Annotated in this window: 13 protein-coding genes; 7 read left to right on the top strand and 6 right to left on the bottom strand. The window is 51.1% G+C overall.

What is annotated here, in order from left to right; genetic code table 11:
• The first annotated feature begins 59 nt into the window (after positions 1 to 59).
• Positions 60 to 998 carry a nickel/cobalt transporter gene (locus IBT54_RS18605; RefSeq protein ID WP_201252698.1) on the top strand — a complete coding sequence of 313 codons (939 nt, stop codon included), beginning with the start codon at positions 60 to 62 and terminating at the stop codon, positions 996 to 998.
• 179 nt (positions 999 to 1,177) lie between these two features.
• On the opposite strand, the gene IBT54_RS18600 is transcribed toward IBT54_RS18605, so the two are convergent.
• Complete coding sequence (locus tag IBT54_RS18600) at positions 1,178 to 1,543, bottom strand: transcriptional repressor (protein ID WP_201252697.1); 366 nt, start codon at positions 1,541 to 1,543, stop codon at positions 1,178 to 1,180.
• A gap of 141 nt (positions 1,544 to 1,684) precedes the next feature.
• On the opposite strand from IBT54_RS18600, the gene zigA reads away from it, so the two are divergent.
• Both zigA and IBT54_RS18590 read left to right on the top strand, forming a co-directional pair.
• Positions 1,685 to 2,905: a zinc metallochaperone GTPase ZigA gene (zigA, locus tag IBT54_RS18595; protein WP_201252696.1), complete on the top strand. Its 1,221-nt coding sequence runs from the start codon at positions 1,685 to 1,687 to the stop codon at positions 2,903 to 2,905.
• Between the two features lie 65 nt (positions 2,906 to 2,970).
• Positions 2,971 to 3,840, top strand: coding sequence for a 6-carboxytetrahydropterin synthase (locus IBT54_RS18590; RefSeq protein ID WP_201252695.1), 870 nt, complete (start codon positions 2,971 to 2,973; stop codon positions 3,838 to 3,840).
• Between the two features lie 37 nt (positions 3,841 to 3,877).
• Here the strand turns inward: IBT54_RS18590 and IBT54_RS18585 are convergent, their stop codons facing one another.
• From IBT54_RS18585 to IBT54_RS18565, 5 genes are all read right to left on the bottom strand, one after another.
• Positions 3,878 to 4,120: a hypothetical protein gene (locus IBT54_RS18585; protein ID WP_201252694.1), complete on the bottom strand. Its 243-nt coding sequence runs from the start codon at positions 4,118 to 4,120 to the stop codon at positions 3,878 to 3,880.
• Positions 4,121 to 4,130: 10 nt separating this feature from the next.
• Complete coding sequence (locus tag IBT54_RS18580; protein ID WP_201252693.1) at positions 4,131 to 5,774, bottom strand: nucleoside recognition domain-containing protein; 1,644 nt, start codon at positions 5,772 to 5,774, stop codon at positions 4,131 to 4,133.
• A gap of 12 nt (positions 5,775 to 5,786) precedes the next feature.
• Entirely contained in the window at positions 5,787 to 6,911 is a 1,125-nt protein-coding gene (locus tag IBT54_RS18575; protein WP_201252692.1) for an NAD(P)/FAD-dependent oxidoreductase, read from the bottom strand.
• Positions 6,912 to 6,985: 74 nt separating this feature from the next.
• Positions 6,986 to 8,368, bottom strand: coding sequence for a cysteine--tRNA ligase (cysS, locus tag IBT54_RS18570; RefSeq protein WP_201252691.1), 1,383 nt, complete (start codon positions 8,366 to 8,368; stop codon positions 6,986 to 6,988).
• Between the two features lie 69 nt (positions 8,369 to 8,437).
• On the bottom strand, positions 8,438 to 8,890 hold the full coding sequence (locus tag IBT54_RS18565; RefSeq protein WP_201252690.1) for a transcriptional repressor: 453 nt from the start codon (positions 8,888 to 8,890) through the stop codon (positions 8,438 to 8,440).
• A 110-nt stretch (positions 8,891 to 9,000) separates the two neighbouring features.
• On the opposite strand from IBT54_RS18565, the gene IBT54_RS18560 reads away from it, so the two are divergent.
• The 4 genes from IBT54_RS18560 (at position 9,001) to IBT54_RS18545 (ending at position 12,287) form a co-directional block, all read left to right on the top strand.
• Positions 9,001 to 10,200, top strand: a complete 1,200-nt coding sequence (locus IBT54_RS18560) for a GTP-binding protein (protein ID WP_201252738.1) — start codon at positions 9,001 to 9,003, stop codon at positions 10,198 to 10,200.
• Between the two features lie 120 nt (positions 10,201 to 10,320).
• A complete protein-coding gene (gene dksA / locus IBT54_RS18555; protein WP_201252689.1) occupies positions 10,321 to 10,740 on the top strand; it encodes an RNA polymerase-binding protein DksA in 420 nt (139 codons plus the stop codon).
• A gap of 63 nt (positions 10,741 to 10,803) precedes the next feature.
• On the top strand, positions 10,804 to 11,718 hold the full coding sequence (gene folE2 / locus IBT54_RS18550; protein WP_201252688.1) for a GTP cyclohydrolase FolE2: 915 nt from the start codon (positions 10,804 to 10,806) through the stop codon (positions 11,716 to 11,718).
• An 8-nt stretch (positions 11,719 to 11,726) separates the two neighbouring features.
• Positions 11,727 to 12,287, top strand: a complete 561-nt coding sequence (locus tag IBT54_RS18545) for a carbonate dehydratase (RefSeq protein ID WP_201252687.1) — start codon at positions 11,727 to 11,729, stop codon at positions 12,285 to 12,287.
• Positions 12,288 to 12,325: the final 38 nt, after the last annotated feature.

Genomic DNA, 12,325 nt, shown 5'->3' with positions numbered 1-12,325 from the left:
GCAAAATATTATTACCTGAGTGTTATGTGACTGCATGACACTTTGCGTGGAGGGGAAAGATGAGCAATGTGCTGCATCAGAAAGCACAGAGAAGGATCACCACTGGCGTGGTGGGCACTTTCCTTACCGTCATTCTCTGTATGCTGGCTTATCACTGGCAAGATTTTGTTCAGTTCTGTTTTAGCCTCCAGGTCACCCTGCACCGGTATCTGGTGCTTTATCTGTTACAGCAAAACAGCCACCAGCTAAAAGGCGGCCTGATGCTGATCGCAGGGAGCTTCATCTATGGCGTGCTGCATGCCGTTGGGCCGGGTCACGGTAAGTTCGTGATCACCACCTTTCTTGCCACCCACCGGGAAAAACTCAAAGCAAGCAGGCTGATTACCTTATCCGGCAGCCTGATGCAGGGTGTGGTCGCGGTTCTGTTTGTTGTGTTGTTGGCGATCATGCTGAATCTTTCAACCGGCGATCTTAGCCAGAGCCGATACTGGATAGAAAAAATTAACGCATTGCTGATTGCCGCCTTCGGCATGGTGCTAATCTGTCGTGCTGTAGGGGGGAGAACAAGGCTTTTCAAACAGGCCCGGCAGACAGAGTGCGGATGCGGACATCAGCATTACCCCGCTGAAAGTGCGCTTTCTCCCGGCTGGCGTAATGCGCTCTGGCTTACGTTGACCATCGGGGTACGGCCATGTAGTGGTGCACTGATGATCCTGATTTTTTCCAATGCAATTGGGATGTTCAGCTGGGGCATAGCGGCAGTTATGGCCATGTCTTTCGGAACTGCGCTGTCGATTATCATCCTGGCGACGATAGTGCACCATGCCCGGGAGTGGATAATAGCGGCTAACAGTCGCTGGATGACGCATTCGGCTGCTTCAGCAGCACGGCTTTCACTACTGGCCGGAGGAATCGTGCTGATGTTGTTTGCCCTGGTGCTTTTCAATACGGTTATTCCCGTTAGTGCTAATGGTGATTTTATTACTGCCGGCTGTTAAAGCCTGATCACTCTCTACTGGCTCCGTCTTCTCTTAGTATTGTTATGCGCATGCATTATTTTTTAAGCGGTAGCTCATTACCTGCCGCAATTTTCACATTGCGCCACGATTTCAAGAATATTTTCATCTCCTGCATAATGGTTTAACTTGAGCAGCCTGTGTAAATCCTGCATAAGGCCCTAATCCTCGACCAGCGTCTGCTTGTTACAAAGGGGACAGACAAATAATGCCCCAGCGACAATACGCGCACTCAACTGGTTGATTTTGAAGATCTGACAACTGTTTACTTTATAAATCAGGCTGGTATGCATCAAAAAATGGAGGGAGCGATAAACTACCGCTGGCGCTGCATTTGGCAGCATTTGACGAATTTCTCTCAATATATCATAGGCTTTAACGCCATCCGCTGCACGATAAATAAGTAACAAGACAACCTGCCGGGGAGTGGTAAGCCGCACCCCTTTTTTCTCACATATCCCTGTGGCCTGCTGCAGGATCTGTTTCTCCCGACGAGTGCAGCTGGTAATAAATTCTTCAAAATTCATAGAAGCAACCTAATGTGCATTTCAGTCGATGACAAGCTTGTTTGTTATGTTATAACATATCCCAAGTGGAGTCTAACATCCGTCTTGCCTGCCTAAGCAATGACGAAAATGAACTCAGCAGTCCATTTGGGAGAGCATGCAATGTCTGATATGACGCCACACGCTGAACAGTTTAAAAAACTGCCTGTTACTGTCCTGTCCGGGTTTTTGGGCGCAGGAAAAACAACGCTACTGAATCATATTCTGAACAACCGGGAAGGTCGCCGCGTCGCCGTTATCGTCAATGACATGTCGGAGGTCAATATTGACGCGGCACTGGTCAGAGAGGGTGGCGCAGAGCTGTCGCGAACGGATGAGAAGCTGGTCGAGATGAGTAACGGCTGCATCTGCTGCACGCTGCGTGAAGATCTGCTGCTTGAAGTTAACCGGCTGGCTAAAGAAGGGCGCTTCGATAATCTGGTTATTGAGTCAACCGGCATTTCTGAGCCGCTGCCGGTCGCGGAAACCTTCACATTCGCCGACGACAGCGGTCAGAGCCTGTCCGAGGTGGCATTGCTTGACACCATGGTGACGGTTGTCGATGGCTACAATTTTCTGCGCGACTATGAGTCCGATGAAAGCATCCAGGCTCGCGGCGAGTCGCTGGGTGAAGAAGATGAACGCACGGTTGTGGATCTGCTTGTCGACCAGATCGAATTTTGCGATGTGTTAATCCTGAACAAGATGGATTTGATCTCCGAAGCAGATAAAACCCGCCTGATGGCGATTCTGCATTCTCTCAATCCCCGAGCCAAAATCGTTAACGCTGAATTTGGCAAGGTATCGCTGGATGACGTTTTAAACACCGGCTTATTTGATTTCAACGCGGCGGCTCAGGCGCCGGGCTGGCTGAAAGAGCTGCGCGGCGAACATACGCCTGAAACAGAAGAATATGGCATTCGAAGCTTTGTCTTTCGCGCCCGTCGTCCGTTTCATCCGGACCGTTTTCTGAACGTTATTGAAAATGACCTGAAAGGCATTGTGCGCTCGAAGGGTTTTTTCTGGCTTGCCAGCCGACCTGAACATGCGGGTTCCTGGTCACAGGCGGGAGGCGTCAGTCGTCAGGGGCTGGCGGGCATGTGGTGGGCAAGCGTCCCGCAGCAGCACTGGCCAGAAGATCAAGAGTCACGCGATTTCATCATGCAAAACTGGGCGGACGACACCGGTGATGCGCGACAGGAGCTGGTCTTCATTGGTATTGGCATGGATGAACCACTGCTTCGACTCAAACTTAACAGCGCGCTGTTAACCGACGAAGAGATGCAGGCCGGGTCTGACAGCTGGAAAAAGCTTCACGATCCTTTTCAACCCTGGTTCAACTAAGTTAAACAAAGCTGGCCCTGCGCCAGCTTTTCTTTTTTGCTGCTGTATTCAGGTGATAGAATTTTATGGTTTTGTTTGTCTGCAATTTGACTACTATTGATTTTTCCTGGCTTGACCCGATACGTGGGCTAGTTGGGGAAAGTTTGATTGTTGATGTATCACTGACCGGTGAACTTGACGAGCAATCAATGGTGATGGATTTTTCTCTGGTAAAAAAAGAGATAAAAAAATATCTTGATGCGAGTGTAGACCATGCGCTGGTCATCCCCCTCCGCAATCAACGTGTAACCTATACTCACAGTGCCGAACGCGCAGACGTGATGCTTTTTTCAGATGCGGGAAAGATAAACTGTTTTGTTTCGGCGCCGGCTGCCAGTTTTTTACCGATCGACGCAGCCAGTATTGATACAACCGAACTGGAAAAATGGCTGAATAAAAGAATTAAAGAGATTTTGCCTGATAATATCGCCGACGCGGCCGTCACATTACGTCATGAAGAAAATACAGGTCATTATTATCATTATGCCCATGGTCTAAAAAAACATGGCGGTAATTGTCAGCGTATAGCGCATGGCCATCGTTCAATTATCCAGATTTTTATCAATAATAAGCGAGACGCTTTCTGGGAAAAATACTGGGCTGAGAGGTGGAAGGACAGCTATCTGATGTCTGAAAACGATGTGGTGGCAGCATCACAGTTATCAGCCCGGGCGCAAGCGCTCTATCATGACACGCTGTTAGCCTCAGCGTATACCAGCAGCCAGGGCTATTTTGAGATAATGCTTTCCCATGAGCAGGTCGAAATTCTGCCTGGTGATACGACGGTTGAGCGTATTGGTTGCTTTATCAAACAGGAAATCGGCCGTCTTGATCCAAAATTTGGTAATGTTACAGTCCATGCTTTCGAAGGGATAGGCAAAGGCGTACGGATATAGTTTTGCCCAGCGGAAAATATCCGCTGGGAGCCAGAAATCAATGAAGACCTGTAGCGGATTCGCCTGGAGTACTGGTCTGAACCTCATGTGTTGCAACATTAAACCAGTTAATAATTCTTTCCAGGTGATTCTTTCCATACAGAAAAGTGAGGCGTTTCGTCTCCTGATGACCATTATCATTAAGCACCTCCAGCCGTTGCTGGATATATAACGGTGTCAGTTCGATACGACATTCGTTAACGATACAGTGACGCCATTGCTGGTAATTCTGCGGGATCATATTTACTCCATTATTTAATGAAAATCAGGGTCATCGCCATTGCAGTAACTAACGAACTAACAGCCTGCTTTGCTGCCAGTCTGGCAGCAAAGCGCCAGGATATCTCTCGCGCAATCGTGAGAATGGTGACCAGACAAGCCATTAAGGTTGATGCGATCCAGACAAGCAAAATAAGCTGCGGCAGCGTTAATGCCTGAATAAGTGCGCCAGAATCCTGGTTAAGTACCATCAGCCCATCTTTGCGAATCAGCGAAAAAATAATGCCGGGTAACACCTCTGCTGGCAGATGAAAAAACGCAGCGACAGGCGCAAGCGCATGGCTGAGTGCGTCAATAATGGTCAGATAATCCAGCAAACCCCCTGTAACGCAAATAATCAAAAAAAGGGGCATGGCCTGAAGGAGGAACTGAGAAAGACTGTTTTTCACGGACCAGCGTAACGCACGCCAGCGCGGCCATTGCAGCCAGCCAGGCGCTATCTCCAGCCGTTCTGTCATTTCCACGGGGTGATTTCTCCAGAGGCGGGTATGTACGCATCCGGTAATAAAAAGTAATAACAGATAAGGTGCAAACAGCGCGGGATGTCCAGCGGCGCTGAACAGCGAAAGCGTGGCTCCCATCTGATAGCTGCAAGCCAATCCGAAGGCTATCGTCGAGATACAATTCTGCCGCGAGCAGCGCGAACAGCTTCGGGTCTGAAAGACGGCGACTACGTTACAACCGAAACCGCTTAAAAGAGGGATCATGTCTGTACCGTTCAGGCCTATCCTACATAGCCACGGATCGAGAGCAAAAATGATGCGCTCTTTTATTCCGCTGTCTTCTGCTATCGCCACTGAAAACGCCATAAAAAGAACGACCGGAAAGGCCCAGATGAATGAATAGATGCCGAGCGAAATCAGCCCATAACTACCAGTAAGCAGAGCCTGTAGCAGTGTAGGTGACTGGGATAAAACATTTTCGATTGGGTTAATGACAGTTACTTCAACCAGCGGCTGAAGCAAACTGGAAAAATACCAGGCAGCCCAAACTGGCACAGCAAATAATAACCCAACGGCGATGAGTGCAAGCAGTGGGCCCGCCTGAGGATGTTCAAACCAGGTTTGCTGTGGGGAATGAGTGGAAATATTGAGAACCGGAACAGAGCCACTGCTGACATAAGCCAGCGAACCCGGCTGGCCAGCTTGCTCAATCAGGCGGAGCAGTTGCTGAAGGCCTTCTTCACTGGCACGCCGTACGTCCAGCGCCATAACCGGCACCTGCGCTGATTCACGCAGAACGCGTATAATCTGTTCCAGACCCACTATCACTTTATCCGCAAAAGTTAATACGATGGACAACTTCTGATGGCTGCGCTGCAGTAACGGGGTGAGCTTCTCCCATTCGGAAAAGGCATCGGTCGCGCGCATAACGACAACCACCGTGTCGCTGCGCTGCAGTGCTGAAAGCGCCAGCTCGGTGGTGGCGTTGTCGCTTTTATAGCGTATGCCCGGCGTATCAATCAGCTTTACCTGCCCATTTTCCAGCGACTTTTCGCGACAGATGATACTGGAGCCGCGAAAATTACGTTCATCACTGACTGAACTGCGCGTCAGCAGGTTAAACAAACTCGACTTACCAGTACTTTCGAAACCAATCAAGGCCACATTTTTCATCGCGCGCTCCCTTCAACAATGGCAGCTGGCATCCTGACAGCAGATGTCTTCGGTCAACACTTTCAGGTCATCATCCCTTAAAGGCAGATTCAACTGTTGCGCTACGGCTTTCGCTACTACAGCGAAGCGTTCTCGGAATTTATAGATAAAACAGTAAATGTGCTGTTCGTGGCGGACCTGAGGACCGACCAAATACAAACCTGGGAAGCGTGTCGAAGCGTCTTCTGACGTCAGTAAAGGAAAGCCGGCCGCGTTCCAGTCAAAGAAGGGCGCCAGCTGGCGCGCGCCGCCTCCGCAAAGAAATCCCGTTCCCAGAATCGGTCGCTGATGCGAGCACCATGCGCGCCCGTTAGCCGTGTGGATGCGATAGCCACCATCTGGACTCGACGTTTTCAGAACGGAAGTGACGTCAGCATCTTCATAAATTTCAAAGTAACGATTATCCATGACCTGTTGCAGGCGCTGACGCGTCCAGGGAGAGAGGCTTATGCTGGGGTCCGCAATATGGTTGTTTGCCCATGGCGCGGAGCGAGTCAGGAGCTTGACGCGACAACCTTGCTCAAGCAGATTGATTGCCGCATCCACTGCACTTTCATAGCCGCCGATAATGACGTAGTCGTCCTGTCTAAAATCCCTCCAGCTGTTCACCTGACTGTAGTGAAGGCAATGTTCGGCACCCTCAAACACGTTTTTATCAGGGAACTGGTATTCTCCGGTTGCCCAGATGAGCACAGGGGTTACCCATTTTTGACCGGATGAAGAAAAGAGACGGAAGCGGCCTTTCTGCGTCAGAGAGACTTCAACAATATGCGTGCTGGTCAGCGCCTCTGCGCCGCTGTCGCGTAAAACCTCCTGGAGATATTTTGCATAAGCGGCGCCGTCAAGATGCTCCACTCCGGCGGAGAGGGCAGGTGACGACGCGGGATTTACCGCATTCAGATCGATTTGACCAAAGGGATTGGAATAAAACGAGGGGGTGATAAACCGGGTTTCCTGCGGCCAGCGCACAAAAGAAGCGCCCACTTCATAGCGATCAATCACCAGCATATTTTCAACGCCGATGCGGCGTAAGAGTGATGCCATGCCGACCCCAGCGGGGCCGGCACCGACAATAATGACATCTTTATGTTCGGTCATAACGCTATCCTGCCTGAGTAGATATGTTATAACATAACATAAATCAATCGAGGATTCTTCTTTGCGGCGAGGGTTTATCTGACTTTCCAGTGCGTTTTGCCACCTTTATCCTCAAGTTCCACGCCCTGTTCTTCAAGCCAGAGACGAAGCGCATCTGCGCGCGCCCACTCGTGATTTTGTCGCGCCTCTTCGCGCTCCTTTACGCGGGCGGCGATAGTATTAAGCTGCGACTGATCCCATAAAGGATTGCTTTGTAACCACTCTCCAGGTTCCCGGCATAACAGACCCAGCACATTGCCAAGTTGTTTCAGCGTAGCGGCGAGCGCGGCGGCTTCATCAGGATCGCTGATGAGCGTTTGATTAATGAGACGCGCGAGATCAAACAGCACGGCCAGCGCCTTCGGCGTATTGAAATCGTCATTCATCGCCTGCTGGAAGCGCGCCTGCCACTGCTCATGCTGCGTAGAAGGGGAGTCGCTCGCCAGTCGGCAAACAGAATAGAGCCGGGTCAGCGAAGAGCGCGCGGCGTCTACATTACCCCGGCTGAAATTAAGTGGCTTGCGATAGTGGCCTGTCATATAGAACAGGCGTAACACTTCACCATCGTACTGCTGAAGCATCTCGCGCAACGTCAGAAAGTTGTTCAGCGACTTAGACATTTTCTCCTGTTCGACGGTAACCATACCCGTATGCATCCAGTAATTCACATAGGGACCGTCATGTGCGCTGGTGGACTGGGCTATCTCATTTTCATGATGAGGAAAGATAAGGTCAGACCCGCCGCCATGAATATCGAAATGCGTACCAAGGTGATAGCTGTTCATCGCTGAGCACTCAATATGCCAGCCTGGTCTGCCTGCACCCCAGGGGGAATCCCAGCATGGCTCGCCCGCTTTGGCCACCTTCCAGAGCACAAAATCAAGCGGATTATTTTTCTCTGCGTTAACTGACACCCGCGCGCCAGACCTCAGGTTGTCAATATTCTGCCCGGACAGCTTGCCGTAATCTCTGGCAGTTTCCGTCGAAAACATCACGTCATGTTTGCGGGTTATGTAGGCGTGACCGCGCTGAATCAGCCGCTCGATCATCGCAATGATTTGCTGGATATGCTCGGTTGGTTTGGGTTCAACGTCTGGCGGCAGGATATTTAGCGCTGCAAAATCCTGATGCATTTCATGCGTCATTCGCGCCACCAGCCTTTGCCATGTTTCTCCAGTCTCGCGGGCGCGTGAGATAATTTTGTCATCAATATCGGTAATGTTGCGCACATATCTTACGTTGTAGCCGGAAAAGCGCAGATAACGCACAATCGTATCGAACGCCACGAAGGTGCGCCCATGGCCCAGATGACACAGGTCGTAGACAGTTACGCCGCAAACGTACATCCCGATATGGCCCGGACGAATCGGAACGAGCGTTTGTTTCTGCCCGCCCCAGGTGTTAGTTAGTTTAATCAAGCGCTAATCCTTTTAGCCGTGAAGGAAAATCACGTGCAAAGACACGTGAAGAATCAGAGAGGAAGTAAATCAGGACTGGGGAGGCTGGTTACAGTCGGAGCAGATACCGTAGCTGGCAAGCGTCACCTCACGTTCAGCCATTCCCTGTTCGGTCAGGCGCGCTTTAACTAACTGCATTGCTGCGGCCAGAACAGGATCATTCTCGATAGGAATAACGTGATGACACCGATCGCACTCAAAGCTGCCCATAGCGACATCCTGCTTGAGCGAGAAATGCTGGGTGCGGGAAGAATCAGTGTATTTCTGTACTATTCCTGCCTGTATCAGACGTTCCAGTATGCGATAGAGCGTAACGCGGTCCGGGGCCTGCTCACCCAGTTTCAGGGTCAGCGCTTCATGACTCAGTGCCTCATCACTCTGCTCCAGGCAATCGAGCGTCGCCAGTATTGCGGAGGTGACGCGTAATCCGTGCGATCGCACTATCTGGTGCCACTTGCTGGCCGATGCAGCCTTTTTATCCACTCAGATACCCCGTTAATGCAATTCGGTTGTGTTTTAAATATCAGACTATATTATTGCAATCTGATTGCATTAAGTCCAGGCGAGTTTATGCCTGCGGCAAAGGAGACCCTATGGCAAAAGTTCCACTTACCATCCTGAACGGCTTTCTTGGTGCGGGTAAGACTACCATGCTGAAAAGCCTGCTCATCCAGGCGCATCGGCAAGGTCTGGCCGCCTGTGTCATTGTCAATGACATGAGCGAGCTGGATGTTGATGGGGTGCTGATTGCTAATACCGAGCTGGTTAATGCCAGCAAGCATAACTTTTTTACCGTTTCAGCTGACAGCATCAGTAGCGCGAGCGGTATTGCAAAGCTTGATGATGCACTGCAGCAAATTCTAGCCCATCATCATCCTGATATGATCCTGCTGGAAACATCCGGCAGCAGTCATCCGCTGCCGCTGGTGCGTTATTTTCGCCGCCATCCCCACGTACAGTTGAAGGGGTTTCTGTCGCTGGTAGACAGCATAATGTTAAACGATGATTTTGCTGCGGGCTCCGCGCTTATTCCACGCCTGCAGGCTAATCTGCAGGCGGGCAAACGTCATATAGAGAATTTGCTGGCAGAGCAGATTATGTTTTGTAGTCATCTCATCCTGACTAAAAACGACCGGCTGCCTGCTGAATCGGTAAAAAGTATCGCTCAGGCGATCCACCCGCTAAATCCTTATGTTGCCGTCATGGCTGTTCAGCGAGGAAACCTGGCGCTGGGCAAGCTGCAAACGTTGCCTGATTACGATTTCCACCGTGTCAGCCAGCTGATTGATGAACTGGCTGAGGAGGTGGACAATTCACTGTCGACAGCGCGTTCGGCCTGGGCTATGAAAGCGGCAGTCATTGAAGATGACCGACCTTTTCACCCGCAGCGTTTGTGGGAAACCTGCCATCAGTTTATGGGCACCGGCGTTTACCGCAGCAAAGGTTTTTTCTGGTTGCCGGGACGCGACGATTTGGCTCTGCTTTGGAATCAGGCTGCCGGGAGTATCAACCTTGAATTTATCAGCTACTGGAAGGCGGGGATCTTGCGCCATACCGATAATCATCTTACAGCCGAAGAGAGGCAGATACTCCAGCAGGAGGTTGACAGCGCGCTAGGACGTTTTGGCGATCGCCGTTGCAGCCTGACAGTCATCGGCGAAGAGGACGCTGCGAACGCTTTTGCCATGGCGTTGAAACGCTGTTTCCTGACGGAAGATGAAATTTCATGGTGGCGTAGCGGTGGCACCTTTAGCGACCCTTGGCCGCAACGCATCGCACGTGTGTCAGTCTGAGGTATGTCGCGTTGTCAGGTGGTTCGGCTCACTTTTTGCGCGTCTAATTTAGCAAAACCCGGTCCATTTTTTTATTTGCATTATGTTATGATATAACATTTCAAAAGCGAGGGGGTAATCATGACCGGTACTTTGTCTTCTGAACAGCAAGCCATTCTGGCGATGCCTCCGGAAGCGTATATGAATTCGCAACAGCTTGAATTCTTTTTACGTCTGTTGAGCCATGAACGTAGCGAGCTGATTGCGCATATCGACTATTTAAAAACGCAGCTTGAGCGCAGCGAGCAACATGGCGATGAGGCTGACAAGGCGCTGCGTGAGGAGGAGCTACGGCTGCTTTTCCGGCAAATCGATCGCGAAAGTCGCCTGGTTCCGAAGTTTGATGCTGCCTTGCAGCGCGTCAAAAACGGCGAGTACGGCTACTGTCGCGAAACCGGTGAGCCCATCGGGCTGGCGCGCCTGCTGCTGCGGCCTACGGCTGAGCTTTCAATCGACGCCAAGATAAAACAGGAAATGGTAGAGGCGCAGTATCGTAAATAGCCACGCGGTCAGGGCTAATTTCCGCATTCATTCACGGCTTTATCAACAACAGAGGATGAGTTTATGACAACCTCTCATGCGCTTTGCCCGCGGTCACTGGCGGATGTGCAGTCTTCTTCCAGTGAATTGCAAGATATTGCACTGGACTGGGTCGGCATGGAACAGATTGACCTGCCGCTTGAGTTTGAAGGCCGCCCCGTCAATGCCAGAGTCGATGCGGGTATCAACTTGCTTAACAATGAGATGGCAGCAAAAGGCATTCATATGTCGCGGTTGTATATGCTGCTGGATAGCTTAACGGAGGGCGAAGTCACGCCGCAACGCATTCATGATGTGTTAAGCGCTTTCCTCTCTTCCCATTCGGGACAAAGCAATGACGCCAGTCTGGCTATCCGCGGCGATCTGCTGCTGTCACGAAAATCCCTCAATTCCAGTCAGTCAGGCTGGAAAGCCTATCCTGTTTCGCTCACGGCCAGAGCAGGCAAAACGGATGAGATCAATATGAAAGTAGGCATTCCTTATGCCTCTACCTGTCCTGCTTCGGCAGCACTCAGCCGGCAGGTCGCTCAGCTCGCGTTCCGTAATGCGTTTGGCCAACGTCTGGATCGTCTGCCACTGGAAGAAGTTGTCTCCTGGTTAGGAGAGCAGGGGTTGCCCGCTACGCCGCACAGCCAACGCAGCTGGGCCTGGATCGAGGTCAAACTCAAACCTGAATGTTCTGCCTTCCCTTTTCGCCATCTTATTGATCGCTGCGAGCTGGCCCTCGGAACCGCCGTGCAGACGGCTGTAAAGCGCAGCGATGAGCAGGCCTTTGCGCTCGCCTGTGGCCAGAACCTGATGTTTTGTGAGGATGCGGCCCGTCGTCTGTATCAGGCGCTGCAAAAAGAAACAGAATTCAGTTCATTCGATATTCGCGTTGAGCATCAGGAAAGTCTGCATGCGCACAACGCCGTTGCTAAAGTCAGTCGTAAGGAATAAATAAAGCTATGTTGCGTAAAAACCCCACCGGCCATTCCCCTCAGGTATCAACCAAAGCATTTATCGATCCCACCGCGGTAATCTGCGGCCGGGTAATCATTGAAGATTATGTTTACGTGGGGCCCTATGCCGTGATTCGTGCTGACGAAGTCAATGAGCAAGGTGAAATGGAGCCGATTATTATTGGTTCGCACTCCAATATTCAGGATGGCGTGGTCATCCATTCGAAAAGCGGCGCCGCCGTCACTATCGGCAGCGGCAGTTCAATCGCTCACCGTGCCATTGTACATGGACCCTGTAAGGTTGATGATCGCGTATTCATTGGTTTCAACAGTGTGCTGTTCAACTGTCACATTCAGTCTGGCTGCGTGATTCGCTATAACGCTGTGGTTGATGGCGTTACGCTGCCGGAAAATACCTATATTCCCTCAACCGAGCGCGTCGGGCCAGACAGCGATTTAGCCGCTTTTGACCGCGTCGATCCTGCCTCCCTGCAGTTCTCCGAAGAGGTGGCAACGACCAATGTCCAGCTGGTAGAAGGTTATCAGCGTCTGCGCAACGAATTCTGATGCCTGCATGGCCTGTCTTGTCGACAGGCCATATCCCC

The organism is Pantoea sp. S62, assembly GCF_016658625.1.
GTDB classification, from domain to species: domain Bacteria; phylum Pseudomonadota; class Gammaproteobacteria; order Enterobacterales; family Enterobacteriaceae; genus Pantoea; species Pantoea vagans.
Note: the sequence above shows the minus strand (reverse complement) of the source record. Positions and strands in the feature narration are given on the sequence as shown.